The sequence below is a fragment of the Pyxidicoccus sp. MSG2 genome, from assembly GCF_026626705.1.
GTDB lineage: Bacteria > Myxococcota > Myxococcia > Myxococcales > Myxococcaceae > Myxococcus.
This window is the reverse complement of sequence record NZ_JAPNKC010000001.1, coordinates 3,644,391-3,662,309: the sequence shown is the minus strand read 5'-3', so window position 1 is coordinate 3,662,309 and position 17,919 is coordinate 3,644,391. Positions and strand designations below refer to the sequence as shown.

Annotated in this window: 12 protein-coding genes; 4 read left to right on the top strand and 8 right to left on the bottom strand. The window is 69.8% G+C overall.

The window, feature by feature from the left end; translation table 11 throughout:
- Nucleotides 1-72: 72 nt before the first annotated feature.
- Nucleotides 73-1,575, top strand: a complete 1,503-nt coding sequence (locus tag OV427_RS13835) for a hypothetical protein (protein WP_267856564.1) — start codon at nt 73-75, stop codon at nt 1,573-1,575.
- Nucleotides 1,576-1,649: 74 nt separating this feature from the next.
- Entirely contained in the window at nt 1,650-2,792 is a 1,143-nt protein-coding gene (gene argE, locus OV427_RS13830) for an acetylornithine deacetylase (protein ID WP_267856563.1), read from the top strand.
- Between the two features lie 10 nt (nt 2,793-2,802).
- Here argE and OV427_RS13825 read toward each other — a convergent pair whose 3' ends face one another.
- Nucleotides 2,803-4,185: a hypothetical protein gene (locus tag OV427_RS13825; RefSeq protein ID WP_267856562.1), complete on the bottom strand. Its 1,383-nt coding sequence runs from the start codon at nt 4,183-4,185 to the stop codon at nt 2,803-2,805.
- Nucleotides 4,186-4,369: 184 nt separating this feature from the next.
- Here OV427_RS13825 and OV427_RS13820 point away from each other — a divergent pair, with 184 nt between their 5' ends.
- A complete protein-coding gene (locus tag OV427_RS13820) occupies nt 4,370-4,957 on the top strand; it encodes a flavodoxin family protein (RefSeq protein WP_267856561.1) in 588 nt (195 codons plus the stop codon).
- A gap of 73 nt (nt 4,958-5,030) precedes the next feature.
- On the opposite strand, the gene mfd is transcribed toward OV427_RS13820, so the two are convergent.
- The gene (gene mfd, locus OV427_RS13815; protein WP_267856560.1) at nt 5,031-8,624 is read right to left on the bottom strand and encodes a transcription-repair coupling factor; all 3,594 of its coding nucleotides are present in this window, start codon (nt 8,622-8,624) and stop codon (nt 5,031-5,033) included.
- A 212-nt stretch (nt 8,625-8,836) separates the two neighbouring features.
- Between mfd and OV427_RS13810 the strand changes: the two genes are divergently transcribed.
- Nucleotides 8,837-10,327: a PAS domain-containing sensor histidine kinase gene (locus tag OV427_RS13810; RefSeq protein ID WP_267856559.1), complete on the top strand. Its 1,491-nt coding sequence runs from the start codon at nt 8,837-8,839 to the stop codon at nt 10,325-10,327.
- Here the strand turns inward: OV427_RS13810 and OV427_RS13805 are convergent.
- The 6 genes from OV427_RS13805 to OV427_RS13780 all read right to left on the bottom strand — a co-directional run bounded on the left by OV427_RS13805 (nt 10,324) and on the right by OV427_RS13780 (nt 17,910).
- Nucleotides 10,324-10,659 carry a hypothetical protein gene (locus tag OV427_RS13805; protein ID WP_267856558.1) on the bottom strand — a complete coding sequence of 112 codons (336 nt, stop codon included), beginning with the start codon at nt 10,657-10,659 and terminating at the stop codon, nt 10,324-10,326. The genes OV427_RS13810 and OV427_RS13805 overlap by 4 nt on opposite strands.
- A 58-nt stretch (nt 10,660-10,717) precedes the next feature.
- Entirely contained in the window at nt 10,718-11,038 is a 321-nt protein-coding gene (locus OV427_RS13800) for a c-type cytochrome (RefSeq protein ID WP_267856557.1), read from the bottom strand.
- A gap of 75 nt (nt 11,039-11,113) precedes the next feature.
- Nucleotides 11,114-11,767 (bottom strand): pilus assembly FimT family protein, encoded by a 654-nt coding sequence (locus tag OV427_RS13795; RefSeq protein ID WP_267856556.1) that lies wholly within the window; start codon nt 11,765-11,767, stop codon nt 11,114-11,116.
- Nucleotide 11,768: 1 nt separating this feature from the next.
- Entirely contained in the window at nt 11,769-12,965 is a 1,197-nt protein-coding gene (locus OV427_RS13790; RefSeq protein WP_267856555.1) for a PilW family protein, read from the bottom strand.
- Nucleotides 12,962-13,489 (bottom strand): type IV pilus modification PilV family protein, encoded by a 528-nt coding sequence (locus OV427_RS13785; RefSeq protein WP_267856554.1) that lies wholly within the window; start codon nt 13,487-13,489, stop codon nt 12,962-12,964. Before OV427_RS13785 ends, OV427_RS13790 begins: the two co-directional genes overlap by 4 nt.
- Nucleotides 13,489-17,910 carry a pilus assembly protein PilY gene (locus OV427_RS13780; RefSeq protein WP_267856553.1) on the bottom strand — a complete coding sequence of 1,474 codons (4,422 nt, stop codon included), beginning with the start codon at nt 17,908-17,910 and terminating at the stop codon, nt 13,489-13,491. Before OV427_RS13780 ends, OV427_RS13785 begins: the two co-directional genes overlap by 1 nt.
- Nucleotides 17,911-17,919 lie beyond the last annotated feature (9 nt).

The window sequence follows — 17,919 nt, the reverse complement described above, 5'->3', positions numbered from 1 at the left end:
CGCTGCCGCACCCGATATGCCCGCGTGGAGCGCTGCGTTTGTTGCGCGGGGCTGTCAGAAGCGGAGGGGCGAATGCGCTCGAGGGTATATGCGGCGGTAATGCTGATGATTGCCCTGGCGGGCTGTGCGGCCCGCCAGGGAGACCTGGACCTGCCGGACCGGGAGGCCATCTACGACCGGCCGCTGGAAGAGGTCTGGCCGGAGGTCCGCCAGTTCTTCACCGACAACAACCTCCCCTTCCGCGAGGACAAGGGCAGCCGTGTGCTCCAGACGGAGTGGCGCGAGGAGTTCGGTGGCTCGAAGGTGTCGGGCTACTGGCACCGCTACCTGGTGCTGGGCAAGCGCGAGTCGCCCACGAAGAGCAAGCTGTGGGTCATCCGCATCACCAAGAGCGCGAACAAGGCGCTGTCCCAGGCGGGCAAGGAGCTGGACTGGGGTGTCAGCCGCGTAGGGCATGGCGGCGGAGGAAGCGAGAACGGGGGGGCTTCGACCGGCGGCGAGTTCTCCCCGCCGACCACGAGTCCCGAGGACTGGGAGGAGATGCTGGATGCGCCGAAAGGAGAGAACTCCTTCTTCGCGGAGTCCGGCCAGGGCGCGCGAGACCTGACCATGGAGTGGAAGGTGTTCCGCGTCGTGGCGCCGAAGCTGGCGAAGGCGGAGAACGCACCCAGGCCGGTGCAGGTGGCGAAGGCGCCGGAGGCGAAGCAGGCGCCGGGGGCCGCGGCCATGGAGTGCGGGCTGCCCATCATCGGGCTGGGCAAGCAGGTGAAGAAGGGCGGGGTGCTTTTGCTGGGAGAGCTGCACGGCACGCAGGAGGTGCCGCGCTTCCTGGCGCAGGCGTCCTGCCAGTCGGTGGTGGCGGGCACGCCGGTGACGGTGGGGCTGGAGCTGCCGGTGGAGAGCCAGGAGCGCGTGGCGGGCTTCCTCACCAGCGAGGGCACGGACTCGGACTGGCTGAAGCTGATGGACGCGCCCTTCTGGCGCAGCCCGTACCCCGACGGGCGGAGCAGCGAGGCGATGGCGAACATGCTGGAGCAGCTCCGCCAGCTCCGCGCCCGCGGCCTGGACGTGGAGGTCTTCGTCTTCGACCACCCGAAGCTCCAGGGACAGATGCGCGAGGAGGCCATGGCGGCCACGGTGATGGCGCGCGTGAAGCACGCGCCGGACCGCTTCTTCCTGGTGGTCAGCGGCAACATCCATCCGCGCACGAAGCCCGGGCTGCCGTGGGACGGGAAGTACCAGCCCATGGGCCTGCTGCTGTCCAAGCACGTGAAGGGCGTGGTGGCGCTGGACATGGCGTACGACAGCGGCTCGGCGTGGATCTGCGCGGTGGACAGCAAGGGCGCGAAGGACCGGCTGGACTGCGGCGTGCGCGAGGCGAAGGGCCGGGACAATGGCGACCGCTTCTTCGTCCACGTGTGGGACGGGGCGAACGATGCGGGCTACCACGGCGTCTTCTACGTGGGGCCGGTGAGCGCGTCGGCGCCCGCGGTGTTCAAGGGCCTGGGCCGTCCGGGCGAGGGCGAGGACTCCGTGCACCCGGTGCCCGTGTACCCGGTGGCATCCGTCCGCTGAAGGGCAGGGGGCCTCCAGGGGCTGGCGCGCGGTGCCGGGCGGTGGCATGACGCGGCTCCTGGAGGTCGTCCCCCATGAGCGACACGCTGCCCGCGCTGCGAGCCACCCTGACGGAGCTGGTGGCCATGGACACCACGTCCGCCCGCCCCAATGCACCGCTGGTGGACTACGCGCAGGCGAAGCTGGAGGCCGCGGGCTTCACCGCCGAGCGCCAGCGCTACACCGACGACGCGGGCGTGGAGAAGGTGAACCTCGTCGCGGTGAAGGGCGGCTCCGGCTCCGGCCGCGCCGAGCTGGCGCTGGTGGGGCACACCGACTGCGTTCCGTTCGACCCGGCGTGGAAGGACGCGCTGCGGCTGACGGAGAAGGAGGGGAAGCTCTACGCGCGCGGCGCGTGTGACACCAAGGGCTTCATCGCCTGCGCGCTGCACGCCGCCCTCAAGGCCGAGCGCGTGCGGGCCCCACTGATGGTGGTGCTCACCGCCGACGAGGAGGTGGGCCTCGTGGGCGCGAAGAAGCTGGTGGAGGCGGGCCTGGGCCGCGCGCGCCACGCGATTGTCGGCGAGCCCACGCGCCTCACTCCGGTGCGTGCCAACAAGGGCTACTGCCTGGCGGAGGTGGAGGTGCTGGGCAAGGAGGGCCACAGCGCGTATCCGGAGTCGGGCGCGTCGGCCATCTTCCGCGCCGGGCGCTTCCTCCAGCGGCTGGAGCAGCTGGCCACCACGGTGCTGCGCGACGACCGCGACGAGGGCTTCCAGCCGCCCTTCACCACGGTGAATGTCGGCGTCATCCAGGGCGGCAAGGCGAAGAACATCATCCCCGGCGCGTGCCGCTTCATCGTCGAGTGGCGCCCCATCCCCGGTCAGCCGACGGAGCGGGTGCCGCTGCTCCTGGAGTCCATCCGCCAGGAGTTGGTGCGAGACGAGCCCGCCTTCGAGGCCCACATCCGCGTGGTGCGCACGGACCGGGGCGTGAATACGCGGGCGGACGCGGAGGTGGTGCGCTTCCTGGCGGAGGCCAGCGGCAATGCGTCCACCACGGTGTCCTTCGGCACGGAGGCCCCGCAGATGACGGAGCTGGGCGCCGAGGCCGTGGTGTTCGGCCCCGGCGACATCCGCGTGGCGCACCAGACGGGGGAGTACGTCCCCATGGAAGACCTGGTGCGCTGCGAGGCCGCGCTGTCGCGCGCCGTGGCTCACTTCTGCGGCGCGCGCTGAGCCCGCGCGCTCAGGGCTCCTGGCCGGGACGGTCGTCGAAGAGCTGCACCCAGCGGCCGTCGAAGCCGCCGGACGCCGGCAGGTACCACGGCCCCGGCAGCCAGAAGCCGGCCTCCACGCCGTCCGTGGAGTCGACGGTGCCGGCGTGGACGAAGTAGTCGTGCTGCCACCAGAAGGAGTTGGGGGACGTGCTGTAGCCGCTGGCGCTCGCGCGCGTCTGGCCGCGCGAGTCCACCGCCGTGCTGGCGTACGAGTTGTCCTTGAAGGCGCCCGAGCCGCCGCCGCCCGTGTCCGAGGCATTGGCATTCAGCTCGTAGGTGCCGAAGAACCAGCTCTTCGCGGGGTAGCCCTCGCGGTCGTCCTCGTTCTCGATGTCGCGCGTCTTCGCGAAGAAGCGATTCATTCCGCTGCTGACCTGCGTCACGCCGGACTCGCTCGCGATGGGACTCTCCATCCAGACGTCCACCACCGGGTCGGTGGTCAGCCAGTGCGTCGCATAGCCGCCGTACTGCCAATGCGTGGGAAGGATGTCCGCGAGGTCCTGCAGCTCGTAGGTGACGCGCTTCAAGTTGGGCCACGTGACGGAGGTGCCATTGTCGGTACGGCTCGCGAGCGAGTCCGCCGTGGCGTAGGTGATGCCGCGCGCTCCAAAGGCGGAGACCGCCGCGGGCGAGCCCTGCGGCACGAAGGCGTAGTGCACCTTCTTCCGGCCGTCGTCGTTGTTGACGTCGACCTCCGCCTTCGCGGTGGACGAGGCCATCTGCGTGGCAATCCACGCATACGTGTCGCCCACGAAGCGCAGCTCCTGACCGTGGGGGGCCAGCAGCTTGTCGGACCACTCGGCCTGCCAGATGAGCAGGTGCTTGCCCGTGGTCGTCTGCATGAAGTTGAGCTCCGCGCTGCCCTGGTCGCGGATGACGTTGCGCTTGTGCTGGGTGACGACGGCGTACGCGACGGACTCCCCGTTGCCTGGTGAGCCGACGACGTTCTTCACCAGAATCTCCACCCGCTCCCAGTCGTGGAGCTGCCAGTCACCGGCCGCGTTCTTGTCGAGCGCGTGGTAGATGTGGAAGGTGAGGACGAGGTTCTTCGCTCCTCCGTCCATGAACTCGATGAGCGACGTGTAGAGGGTGGGGCGGATGCGCCAGTGGCTGTACGCGCCAGTCCCGGCGCGCGCCGCATCCACGTACTGGTTGATGCTCTTCCAGTGCAGCTTGTTGTTGGAGAAGTCCCCGTCCTGGTCGAAGTCGAAGTTCGTAATCCAGTCGTAGCCATGGCGGCTGTCGTTTCCGTTGCCGCGCTTGAAGACGATGGGCGCGTAGTACTGGAGGAACGCCTGCCGCTGCGCGGTGCTCAGCGTCCACGCCTGTGCGTGCGCGGAGGAGGCGGACACAGCGAGGCAGGCGAGGGTGACGGCGAGGGTGCCAAGGACTCCAAGTCTTCTGGGTGTTCTGGTCTGTCGTGTATTCAGGGTCATGGCCCGGGTAAACGACGGAGGGCTCGCCCGTGTCAACGGGGGTCTGCGCCCGCGAGTGGGCGCTGTTAAGAGAGCGGCCGGTTTTCGCCTCGGGCCCGCCATGAGCACGACCTCCCGCAACGTCCTCTTCCTTCTCTCCAGCTCCCGCGAGGGCGGCAACGCCGAGCAGCTCGCGCGCCAGGCTGCGCGGTCGCTTCCGTCCGGCACGGTGGTGGACTGGCTGCGCCTGGAGGAGCACCTGCGCCAGCCCTTCCGCGACCTGCGCCACGCGCCGGGCGGCTATCCGAAGCCGGGGCCGGAGCTGCTCGCGCTGGCGGAGCGCACGCTGGCGGCGGACGAGCTGGTCATCGTGTCGCCGGTGTACTGGTACAACCTGTCCTCCACGGCGCAGCACTACCTGGAGCATTGGTCCTGGTGGCTGCGCGTGCCGGAGCTGCGCTTCCGCGAGCGGATGCGCGGCAAGGTGCTGTCCTTCGTCACCGCGCACTCCTCCGAGGAGGACGACGCCGTCGCGCAGCCGCCCATCCAGAGCCTGAGCCTGTCCGCGGACTACCTGGGCCTGCGCTGGCGTGGGGCCCTCATCGGCCATGGCTCCGCGCCGGGGCAGGTGCTCACCGACAGCCGCGCGCTCGAAGCGGCCCGTGAGTTCCTGGTGCGTCCCATCACGGTGGAGCCGCGCGCCGCCTGAGGTGAGTGCGCATTCGACATGACAGAGGCCCGGAGCCGTGAGGTCCCGAGCCTCCGCGCGTTTCACGGCCGCGCTACGCCTGCGGCAGGGCGCAGTGGCTCAAGTCCCTCAGCACCTTCTTGGCCTCGGCGATGAGGTCATGCCCGCTGGCGCCCTGGGGCATGCGGACGATGAGCTTCATGTCCGGGGTGAGCCGGTAGACGCCCTTCGAGCGCTGCACCAGCCCGGCCACCTTCGCGCCGTCCAGCAGCGCGTCCGCGCCCAGCGTCACCACCAGCCGCCCGGTGCCCACCTCGAGCGCGCGCAGCCGCAAATCCCGCATGTCGATTTTCAGCAGCGTCAGCTCGGACAGCGAGTCCACCTCGTCTGGCGCCTCGCCGTAGCGGTCCACCAATTCGGCGCGCAAGTCGGTCACCTCGTCCGGGTGACTGGCCTGGCTGAAGCGCTTGTAGAAGAGCAGCCGCTGGTGCACGTCGCTCACGTAGTCGTCCGGGATGAGCGCCGGCATGGGCAGCGTCACGTCCGGCTCCACCTGGGTGCGCGGCGGCTGGCCCTGCATCTCCGCAACGGCCTCCTCCAGGAGCTGCGCGTACATGTCGAAGCCAATCTCGGCGATGGCGCCCGACTGCTTGTCGCCCAGCAGGTTGCCCGCGCCGCGAATCTCCAAATCGTGGCTGGCGATGGAGAAGCCCGCGCCCAGCTCGGTGAAGTTCTGGAGCACCTCCAGGCGCCGCTGCGCGTCCTTCGTCACCGCGCGCCGTGACGGCACCAGCAGGTACGCGTACGCGCGCTCCTTGCTGCGGCCCACGCGTCCGCGGAGCTGGTAGAGCTGCGCGAGGCCGAACTGGTCCGCCCGGTTCACAATCATCGTGTTGGCGCTCGAGATGTCGATGCCGCTCTCGATGATGGAGGTGCACAGGAGCACGTGGTGCTTGCGCTCGGTGAAGGCCAGCATGACCTGCTCCAGCTGGCCCTCGCCCATCTGCCCGTGCGCCACGCCGATGCTGAGCTGGGGCACCAGCGTCTTCAGTTGCTGTTCAATCGACGGGAGCGACTCCACGCGGTTGTGGACGAAGAACACCTGACCGCCGCGCCCTACCTCGCGCTCGATCGCCTCCTTGATGACCGCGTCGTCGTGCTTCATCACGAAGGTGCGGATGGCGCGGCGGTCCTCCGGCGGGGTGGCGATGATGCTCATGTCGCGCACGCCCGACATGCTCATGTGCAGCGTGCGGGGGATGGGCGTCGCCGTGAGCGTCAGCACGTCAATCTGGGAGCGCCACTTCTTGAGCGACTCCTTCTGCTTCACGCCGAAGCGCTGCTCCTCGTCGACAATCATCAGGCCCAGTTCCTTGAAGGCCACGTCGCCGCCGAGCAGCTTGTGCGTGCCGATGAGGATGTCGACCTTGCCCTCCTTGGCCCGCTTGAGGATTTCCCGCACCTCCGGCGCCTTCTTCATGCCGGAGATGACCTCCACCGTGACGGGGTAGTCCTTGAAGCGCTTCTTGAAGGACAGGTAGTGCTGCTGCGCCAGCACCGTGGTGGGCACCAGCACCGCCACCTGCTTGCGGTCCAGCGCGGCCTTGAAGGCGGCGCGCATGGCCACCTCCGTCTTGCCATAGCCCACGTCGCCGCAGACGAGCCGGTCCATGGGCTGCGGCTTCTGCATGTCCGCCAGCACGTCTTCAATCGCCTTGGCCTGGTCCGGCGTCTCCTCGAATTCGAAGTCCGCCTCGAACTGGGCGAAGTACCGGTCCGGCGCGCTGAACGCATGGCCCGGGTGCGCCTTGCGCGCGGCGGCAATCTGCAACAGCTCCGCCGCCATCTTGAGGAGCTGTTCCTTGACGCGCTTCTTCGTCTTCTCCCAGCTCGTGGTGCCCAGCTTGTCCAGCTGCACCTTGTCCGGGTCACCGCCGGAGAACTTCTGGATGAGCCGCATGCGGCCCACCGGCAGGTAGATTTTGTCCCGCCCCGCGTACTCCAGGACGAGGAAGTCCCCGGGCACGCCGTTCACCTCCATCTTCGTCAGGCCCGCGTAGCGGCCGATGCCGAAGTCGGTGTGGACGATGAGGTCCCCTTCCTTCAGGTCCCCGAAGCCCGAGGCGAACGCGTCCAGCTTCTTGCTGCGCTTGGGGCGCCGTCGCGCGCGGACGCCGAAGATTTCCTCGTCCGCCAGCACGGCCAGCCCGCCCGCGCCGTCCACGAAGCCGTGGCTCACCTCGCCGGTGAACAGGTGCACCCAGATGGACGGCTCGTACAGCTTCGACGCGTCCTCCAGGGCTTCCGTGTGCAGCTTCACCATGACGTTGCGGTCCAAGAGCAGCCGCTTGAGCCGGTCCGCCTGGCTCAGCGTGCCGCACGCCACCGCGCACGCCACGCCCATGTCGCGCCAGCGCTGCAGCCGCTCCACCAGCGGGCTGAGCGCGCCCTCCTCGCCGTGGTGCGCGAGGATGGCCTCGCGCAAATCCTGGGTGCCTCCGAAGTTGAAGAGGACCGGAGGCCGCTCCGTCTGCGCCAGTGACAGGCCGCCGCCCTCCACCACGCGGAAGGCGCCCAGCCGCTCCGCCACCGCGTCGCGCGTGAGGAAGTGCTCGCCGGGCGGGCACACCAGGTCCTGCCGCTCCTGGGCCGCGGTGAAGGAGCGCTCCAGCTCCGACCACAACTCGTCCACCGCGCGGTCCACGCCCAGCGGGTCGTCCACGTAGAAGACGGGGGACTCCTTGCTCCACGTGCGCAGGAAGTCGAACACCGTGGACAGCCCACCCTCGAAGAGGCCGGGCAACAGCCCCTCCAGGCCGAAGCCGGGCAGCCCCTCGCGCAGCGCGTCCAGCCGCTCGCGCAATTGGATGGTGGGCAGGTTGATGCGGTCCGCCACCGCGCGGGCGGCGGCCTCGGCGCGCGGGCGCGTCTCGTCCGTGAGGATGACCTCGCGCGCCGGCACCAGCGACACTTCCTTGAGCGAGTCCACCGTGCGCTGCGACTGCGGGTCGAAGGCGCGGATGGATTCGATGGTGTCCCCGAAGAACTCCAGGCGCACCGGCTTGTCGTAGAGCGGGCTGAAGACGTCCAGCAGGCCGCCGCGCACGGAGAACGTCCCCACGTCCTCCACCAGCGGGCTGTTCTGGTAGCCCATGCGTGCCAGCTTCAGCGCCAGCGAGTCGCGGTCGAAGTCCTGCCCCACCACCACGCGCTCCGACAGCGACGTCATCACCTCCAGCGGCAGCACGCGGCGCGACAGCGCGCGCACCGACAGCACCAGCGCCGGGAAGCGCGTGCCCTGGCCCAGGTGGAACAGCGCGCCCAGCCGCTCGGTGACGGTGCGCGTGTCGGGGGACAATTCGTCGAAGGGCAGCAATTCGTCCGCGGGCAGCCGCAGCACGCGCGGCTCCAGCAGGCTGCCGTTGCCTCCCAGGAAGAAGGCCAGGTCGGCGGCCAGGGCGTCGGCTGCCTCCTCGTCCACAGCCAGGCAGACGAGCGGCGCCTTCGTCGCCTGGTGGAGGCGGGCGAGCACATGGCCGCGCGCCGCGCCCTTCAAGCCCTGCGTCCGCACGCGGCGGCCGGGTTGGAGTGCATCCAGGAGTTGGGCGAGCGGATCACCTGCCACCGGAGGCACGGCGCCGTGCACCGCCGCCTCGGCATCCAGCGTCTGAGAGAAAGGAGTGTCCATGAGTGGACCCCTGAGGGCCCCGGGGTAATTAGGGGCCCGCCTGGACCAAATCAACGACAGAGCGCGGCGCCTGTCGTATCGCCAGGGGGTACACCGCCCGCCAGGTTCGGTCCGGCACGCTTCAGCCACCCCGGGGGCCGGTTGGCCGCCCGCCCGCAGGAGGGGCTAGGCTTTCCCTCCAACGGGCATCACTGGGGGGTGCCGTTCCATCCATGCAATCCGTTCGTGGGAGCAACAAGCGCCCGCCAGGCGTGGCGGAGATTTCTCCGTCCGAGGCCGTCGTCGTGCTGCGCAGCGTCCGCTCCGCGGTGGGGGGCATCCTCGACTTCGAGTATGTCTCCGCCAATGGCTTCGCGGAGCGCTGGCTGGGCCGCGAGGAACGCCCGCTGGTGCGCCAGCGCCTCCTGGAGGAGGCCCCGTGGGTGGGCGAGTGCGGCCTGTTCGCCGTGTGCGTCCGCGTGGCGGTGCGCCGCGAGCCCGAGGTGACGCGGCTGTCGCGCCAGTCCCCCGTGGGCACCGTGTGGCTGCAGGCGCGCGTGTCCCCCTGGGAGGACGGCACCGTCGTCTTCCTGGAGGACCTCACCGAGCGCATGGCCGCGGAAGAAGCGCTGCGCAGGGACCATGACCTGCTGCACGCCGTCATCGAGAGCGCCACCGACGCCATCTACGTGAAGGACTTGAACGGGCGCTACGTGCTCCTCAACCCCGCCACCGCGAGTGCCTTCAACCGCGAGCCGCATGAAATCCTCGGGCGCTCGGACGCGGAATTGCTGGGACCGGACGCCGCCGTGGCCACGCTGGAGCATGACCGCGCGGTGGCGGAGTCCGGGCAGACGGCCACCTACGAGGACTCCGAGGGCGGCCCCGGCACGGACTGCATCTGGCAGACGACGAAGGGCGTGCTGCGCCGCGGGGACGGCACCATCTACGCCCTCTTCGGCATCAGCCGGGACGTCACCGCCCGTCACCGCGTGGAGCAGGAGCGCCAGGAGGAGGCGCGCTTCCAGGAGCGCTTCATCGGCGTGCTGGGGCATGACCTGGGCAACCCGCTGGCCGCGGTGCGCCTGTCCGCGGCGGCCCTGCTCGCCAGGGACACGCTGACGCCGGACGTGCGCCGCGTGGTGGAGCGCATCGACGGGAGCGCCGGGCGCATGGCCCGGCTGGTGCGGCAACTGCTGGACTTCACCCGCGCGCGCATGGCGGGCGGCATCCCCCTGCGCCCGCGCGAGGTGTCCCTGGAAGAGGTGTGCCGCCGCATCATCTCCGAGCTGGAGCCCGCCCACCCGCAGCGCGGCGTCTGCCTGGAGGTGCAGGGCGACTCGAGCGGCATCTGGGACGAGGAGCGGCTGGGGCAGGTGCTGTCCAACCTCGTCGGCAATGCGCTCCAGCACAGCCCGGAGGGGACTCAGGTGCGGGTGCGGCTGGCCGCCGCGGACGCGCACTTCCAACGGCTGGAGGTGCACAACGGGGGACCGCCGATTCCGGACTCGCTGCGCCCGCGCCTCTTCGCGCCCTTCCACCGCGCGACGCCCGAGCCGGGCCAGCCGAAGCCCCAGCACCACGGGCTGGGCCTGGGGCTCTACATCGTGTCGCAAATCGTCACCGCCCACGGAGGCTGGGTGGACGTGGCGTCGTCGGTGGACGCCGGCACCTGCTTCGCGGTAACGCTGCCCCGCGTCGCCCGGCCTCCAGGCCCGCGTTAGCGGGCGCCGAACCTCAGGCCCGCGCGGACGCGGAGCACGTCTTCCAGCCCGCCCGGGTCCACCATCTCCAGGGCGGCGCGCTGGGACAGGCCGGAGTAGCGGGCGCGGTACTCCTCCTCGTCCTCCTCGTCGTCGTCCTTGCCGCCCTTCTTGTCGTCATCCCCGCCGCCCTTGCCCCCACCCTTGCCGTCGCCCTTGTGCAGCGCGGAGAGCGGCGCGGGCCGGGACAGCCCCTGCTCGATGCGCACGGAGGACAGGGCGTCCGCGCGCAGCGAGGTGAAGAGGCTGGCCATGGATGCGCAGAACACGAGGGCAACGGTGAGGTTCTTCATGGGCGGCTCCAATTCTCACCTCCCATGACGTGCGGCCTCGCGGGGAAATTCAAGCCGGCTACTTCGCCTTCATTGTGCGGATGTATCCCACCAGGGCGTCAATCTGCTCGGGGGTGAGCTTGTCCTTGAAGGCCTTCATCTTCTTGTTCTTGGACGAGCCGTCGGAGATGACCTCGCGGATTTCGGCGTCCGACTCGGCCTTCTGCCAGGCAGGCGAGGAGAAGTCGTCGATGGACTCCTTCTGGCCCATCTTCGTCTTCGCCTTGCCGTCCTCGCCGTGGCAGGACTTGCACTTCGCCTTCCACACGTCGCCGACGTCCTCCGCGTGGGCAGTCGTGGCCAGGCTGAGGGCCATCACCAGGGCGAGCCGCTTCATCATCGTTGCTGTCTCCTCGAAGGGAACGGGGGACTGGAGAGTCAAGGCGGTCCGGGCTCGTGAGGCAAGCCCGGAGGCTCAGGTGCAGCCGGGGGCCAAGGGCGTCTTGCCGCAGTCCACCGAGCGGACGGCGCCCGTGAGCCCGTCGACCACCATCACCGTATCGTTGTGCCACTGGGGAGACTGGAGGGACCCCCGGTTGCGCTTCAGCACCAGCTGTCCGTCGGTGGGGCGGGGGCTGCCGGGCAGGCAGGCCCGCCCACCGGTGCGGACGACGGCGGGCGGCGTGGCGCCGCCGGGCTCCTGGGTGCCCAGCCAGCACAGGCCGTCCAGGGGGGTGACGTCCAGGCCCCGGGGGACGACCACGGGCGTCCCCGTCTCCGTGCAGGTGCACCCGCTCGCTCCGCAGGCGTTGCTCTCGCAGTTCGTCATGGGGCAGACCGAGCCCCACGCATTCGAGCAGGCCAGCGCCTCCCAGCGCAGGCGCGTCACGCTGCCGCCGGGCTCGACGGTGGTCGTCACGGACAGCCGCACCGGCTGGAGCGTGGAGCGCGCCTTCTGACGGGCCTCCTGCGCCACCATGAGCAGCTCCCGCTGCGCGCTGCTGACGCGCTGCCGGTCCATCATCCCCTGGATGCCCGCCACCGCGAGGGTGGCGAACAGGCCGAGGATGGCCACCACCACCATGATTTCAATCAGCGTCATGCCCGACTGAGTCCGACGCGTTCGCATCTCAGAACCCCGAATAGCCGAAGTTGCGCGGCGCCAGGCGGATGACGGTGTGCCGCCGCTTGAAGCCGTCCATCAGGTTGCCGTCCGCGTCCACGCCACCGTCCGACGTCTGGCCGGACGTGTCCATCCGCTGGGAGCGCGCGGTGATTTCCACCTCCACCAGCCGGACGCGCTTCATCAGCTCGTCGCGCGCGCTGCCCGGCCCCTCGTTGCCGGCCACGGGAGAGCCGGCGTCCCAGGTGATGAGGGGCGCGCAGGTCGCGTGCGTGCACGTGTCCAGCGCCGGGCGGGCGGCGACGGGGTCGGGGAAGTAGAGCACGGCACCGCCCGCCACCTCGGGGTTCACCACGCCCATGCGAACCTTGATTTGCTCGATGTCTCGCGACACGACGGTGTAGCCCTGAGGGCCGGCGAAACCGTCCGGGTCCATCTCCAGCGCCGGCTGGTCGCCCGTCCAGTTCACGCGGAAGGAGCGGGCCGTCAGCGGCATGAGGTAGATGTCCGCGGCCCCCCAGACGGTGCCGTTGGTGCTCGCGGGATAGCTGGCGCAGGGGTGGCCGCCGGGAAGGGCGTTGCCCGGCATGCCCGGCGTCCAATCGAGGCCGTAGTCGCGGTCACCCGGCGGATTGATGGCCTGGTCCAGCGCGCCGACGACGCCCACGCAGACCGAGGTGCGCGACGAAGGCTCCGGAGCCACCACCGCCGCCATCCGTCCCAGCATTGAATTGGGGGGCGCCACCGAGGTGCACAGCTTGGTTCCCTGCCAGGGCGAAGAGGTGCCATCGCACGTCTTCAGGGGAATCAGCACCCCGGGGTCCGTCTCCCAGACCTCCAGCACGTCCGAGGCGAGGTTTGCGTACCGGCCCGTCGGCAGCGAGAAGCCTCCGTCGGTGAAGTTCGCGTTGGTGACGGGCCATACGGCATAGCGCAGGTCCGCCGCGCCCGCGCCGTTGGTGCCCACCGCGAGCGGCAGGCTGCCCGCGCCCGCGCCCGCGCGCTGGACGCTGGATGCAATCAGGTCGCGCGCGGCTCGCGCCGCGTTCTGCGTCTCCACCGTCCGCTCTTCCATGAAGCCACGGTGCTGGAGCTGCACGCCCACCACCACGGCCATGCTGAGGACAATCAGCGAGATGGTCGTGGCGATGAGCACTTCGATGAGGGTGAAGCCGCGCGGGGCGGACTGGCGTTTCTGGGTCATCGGGCCATCCGGGTCTGCAAGGCCACGGCGCGACGTGCGACCGAGGGTTCCCGCCAGCTCACCGTGACGCGCACGTTGACAACCATGCCCGCCGGCAGGGTCTGGCCGGCGACAATCCGGGTGAGGCTCGGCGAGCCCTCCTCACCGCCCTCGACGGGCGGATCCACGTCCACCGCGACGGTGTACTGCAGCTGCGGCGTCGTGCCGGGCGCGGGTGCCACCTCGGACATCTCGCCGTTGGCGGACCACCACACGCTGCGCACGCTGTCATCCAGGGCCTGGATGTTGGAGCAGGGCGCCGCGTCGTTGCCCATGCAGCGCAGCGCGACGATGCGCTCCAGCTCCTGCTCGGCGATGAGCGTGGCCTGCGTCTGGTTGTTGTTCCGGCGGTTCTGCCGGGAGGCCGCCACCAGCACCGTGAGGACCCCGAGGATGCCCACCATGAGCACCGCGGTGGTCGCCATGGTCTCCAGCAGGGTGAGGCCGCGCGCGTGCCGGCGGGAGCGGGGAGAAGCGTGCGGCATTACGGCACCGCCTCCTGGATGCGCGTGCCGGAGCGCACGTCCCAGATGAGGATGTTGGACTTGCGCCCGGCGCCGCCGTTCCCATTGCTGCCGTAGTTCTCGCTCCCCTTCGACACCACCTTGCCGTCCGCCGTGAGGAAGACGAGGTGGCGGTCGTGCACCACCGGGGCGTGCGTGCCATGGCCTCCCAGGTCCGTGCCGTTGCCGGCGGAGGCCGTGCCCGCCGAGGTGAAGGCGTAGGCCTTGCCGCTCTCGGAGCTGCTCAGGCCGCAGACGTTGGCGGACTTGCCCACCGCCGTGGTGGTGAAGACGCCCGAGTCGGTCGCCGCCACGCCGCCCCACACCACCTGGCCGGCATCCAGCTCATTGCTCCAGGCGTGGGTGGCGAAGCAGTTGCCGTCCGCGGGACTGCCGCTGGGCGTCGGGTCGCGGTCGTCGTAGGCCATCACGTAGTAGTTCGGGCGCGGTACCGCCGTGTCGGCCGCCTCGTTGGCGAGGTCCGGGTTGTTGCCGGTGCCGAAGTACAGCCGCACCGAGTTGCCGCCGGCGCTCGTCACCACCTGCGCGGAGATGCTGGAGAAGATGCGCTGGAAGGTCTTGGAGGTCGGCTTGACGCCCGGCGCCGTCTTGGCATCGGCGACGACGCACGAGGAGAGCACCTTGCCCAGCTTGTTCGCGTTGTTGTTGACGACGATCGTGGGGTTGATGCGGTAGACCTTCCCGGACGTGGACGCGACGTAGATGACGTCATCGATGCCGTCCTGGTTGATGTCCACCGCCACCGGCTCGCCGCCGATGCCCTGGTTGAGGTCCTCCGCCGCGTTCTTGCCCAGCGTCACCACGCCTGCCAGCCTCGACTGCAGGTTGGCGCCCGGCACCTGCACCGGCAGGCCCGTCTTCACGTCCATGATGTAGACGGTGCCCACCGTGCCGGACGCCGGCACGTAGTCCGTGGCGAAGATGGACACCCACTTCTTCCCGCCGGGACCGAAGTCCATGCGGGTGATGGCGGGGGCGTGCCGCGAACCCACGGTGTCCGGCTTCACGAGGGCGCCGGCGTTCGTGAAGCGGGTCGGCAGCGTCTGACAGGTCGCGCTCACGGGGGAGCACGGCGTGCCGGTCGCGCCGAAGGCGTCGTTCTGCATGTCGAACTCCCACAGCGCCTTCGGGTAGTTGGTGGTGCTGGTGGGGTCGGTGACGTCCATGGCGAAGAAGACGCTCTGGCTGGGGCCGGTAGCGCTGGCCAGCACCGTCTTCGCGCCCTGGTTCACATCGGTGTTGTTGAGCACCCAGGCGTGGGCGTCGGTCGGCGTGTAACCCGTCGCGACGTCGTACTCGGTGCCCTGGCCCAGGTCGACGTCCGCCACGTTGGGCGTGGCATCCATGTTGGCGCGCAGCTTCGCCCGCGTGTCGACGGTGGTGTTGCCAGTCACGCTGCTGGTGCGGCGGTAGTTCTCCACGTAGTAGGGCAGCATCTTGTAGGGCAGGTACGCGAACAGTTCCGTCCCGTCACCGTAGTCGCGGGCGGTGCCGCACGCGCCCGCGCGGCCGAAGTAGCCCTGGCCGTCGGGGCGGGGCGTGCACGCGTCGTCCGCGGGCTTGTAGGAGCCGGTCTTCACCGCGTGCAGGTAGCCCTGCGTGGTCCCCACGTACGTCACCGTGGGCCGGTTGGCCACGGTGCTCAGGCGCATGAAGCGGTTGAGGTACTGGTCCTGCTCGGTCCGGTTCGAGGTCCGCAGCACCCAGGCCGGGACGCCCGCGGGGCCGATGACCGCCGGCGTGGAGAGCATGATGCCGCCCATGGGCCAGGTGCGGAGCCGGTCGTTGACGTTCGCCGCGGCCCGGTTCTCCCAGCCATAGAGCCAGTCGCGCAGGAAGGTGCGGTCGGCCGCGTTGCACGTGCCGTTCTGGTCCAGGTCGTACAGGTACGTGGTTCCGCTCCGGTAGGGCGCGTTGCAGAGCGTGTTGGGGAAGGCGGGGCTCGTGGTGTTGGCAGCCTCGAGGTAGGTCGCCACTTCGCGAGTCTGTCCGCCCGGGTCCCGGGTGAGCAGGTGGCGCCGGGTGGCCGGGTCGGTCACCGTGCTCGGTCCCTCCAGGGTGTCCATCAGGTCCCGCAGCCACTTGCCGGAGTCCCACACCGGGTCGGCCGGGTCATACGGCTGCAGGTTGGTGGTGTCCGGGTTGTAGAGCTTCTTCAGGTGGAGGTGGCCGCGGTCCACGGTGTCCGCGTAGCCGTCGAAGACGCGCGTGGACACCTCGTCCACGCCGCCGTCGAACCAGGTGCGGCCCGGCGTCTCGCGCACGCCGTAGACGACGACGTTGGCCATGGGGATGACGGAGGCCCGGCCGTACTGACCGCTGCGCTGCGCCTTGTAGGACACGTTGACGTTGACGATGGTGGGCTGGCAGGCCTCGCCCGGGCTCTCCAGGACGGCGCGCCAGCACAGCTGCGTGCCCACGCGGCCACGCTCCATCAGGTCCGTCATCACCGTGCCCGCGTCGCGGATGCCGCCGTCGCTGCCGCCCAGGTTGACCTCCAGCCAGTTCGGCTCCGGGTTGGTCATGAGCCCGCCGTCGGCGCCGCGAACCTGGCAGTCGAGCGCCACCTCGTAGCGGATGTCCGGCCTGAGCGGGCCGGTGCCGCCGTCCGCCAGGGGCACCGTCTTCGTGCAGTTGCTGAGGCTGCCTCCGTCCGGCACGAAGAAGGGCTGGTCCACCACGTCGAACGCCACCTCGGTGATGGTGAAGTCGTCGGCCACGTCGATGGGGATGTCGGAGACGACGTCCGAGCGGAACGAGCCGTTGTTCTGCTTGTTGATGAGGACGACGATGTCGTTGTACGTGCGGTTACCGCCGCCGACCTGGTCCTCCCAGCCGAGCAGCCACACCAGCGGGTTGTTGCTGGGCGCGCCCACCAGCGTGTGCGCCGCGCGGCGGTTGTACGACTTCACGTCCTGCGTCTGGCCCGCGGGGAACGTGAGACCGCCGTAGGCCGGGTCGGTCCGGAGCCGGTCGTAACCCAGGTCGCCGAGCCAGCTGTCCCTCAGGTTCATGTCGTCCACCACCAGCGGGTCGGTGCTCTGGTGGAGGTCCATGTTGAGCAGCGACTTCGAGAAGAAGGTGTTGATGTCGCCGTGCAGCCACAGGTCGCACTGGAGCTGGCGCGCATCACCGGAGGGCCGGGTGATGAGGCACGAGTCGGTGCCGCCGTAGATCTGCTCCACGTAGGTGTTGAGGAAGAAGACGATCTCGCGGTTGCCATCGATCCTCCCCAACTGCACGCGCTGGTCCTCGGCCTTGGTGGCGGGCACCGTCACGCTCTCGTCGCCGATGACCTGACCGGACGGGTCGATGGCGCTCGCCCTGTAGTCGGGCACGCCGTTGGCATTGGTCACGGTGTCCCAGATGGGGCCCACGAAGGTCGTGCCGCCGTCCTCCAGCCGCTTCCAGGCCATGCGCGGCGCGAAGCACTCGGAGGTGTTGGACGCGTTGCATTTGTTGTCGTCGTCGTCCGTGCTCATGAAGACGAAGTGTCCGATGCCGCGGTTGCCGTTGAGCTCGTGCCGGGGCTCCAGCAGGTTGGGGATGTGGGGGAACAGGCCCTGGTCGCTGAAGTACGTGTCGACGAGGGTGGGGATGGCGCCCGCCTTCAGGTTGCCGCTGCCGTCGAGGAGCGCGGCGGTGAAGTCGCGGACGCGCTGGCCCACCACGCCACCCTTGCCGGTGGGCTGGGCCGGATAACCCGGGCCATCGTCCCAGCGCTTGGGGCCGTAGTTGGCGATGTAGCTGCTGGTGGCGGTGCAGGGGCCGGTGAGCAGGTCCGGGTCCCGAAGGGTGACGGTACCGCCGCCGTCCGCTAGGTTATGGGTGAACGTGCGGCCGGTGCAGCGGGGCGAGATGCCCACGTACGGGCGCGCATTGGCGCCCGCGGAGACGTTGTACAGGTCCTCGTGGAAGTCGGGGACGCGGTTGTTGTTCGTATCCCGGAGGACGTCGTCGTTCGGGTCACCCGCGTCGCGGATGTCGACATACCCGGCGGCGACGAGCTCGTCGTAATAGAACCAGCCCAGCGTGTGGGACGCGCCGTTGCCGGCCTGGTCGTCCACGATGAGGGCGTCCAGGTTCTGGTCGAACGGCAGGATGATGCGCTCGGGGTCCAGCTTGTTGAGGTTGGTGTTCAACCGCAGCTTGGGCTTGCTCCCGGGTGGCTCGTTCTCGATGACGAGGATGGCGGAGGGGATGCCGGCATCCGCGCGGAAGTCGGGCTGCTTGTCATCACCCGTGGTGTCGATACAGAGGCTCTGGAGGGTGCCTCCGTCGGCCGTGGCGGGAGGCGTTCCCGCATCGGTCTGTGCCTGGGCGATTACTCCGCCGGCCGAAGCCAGGGCCACCGCGACCATCATGATCCGCTTCAAGCGCATGGTGTCTCC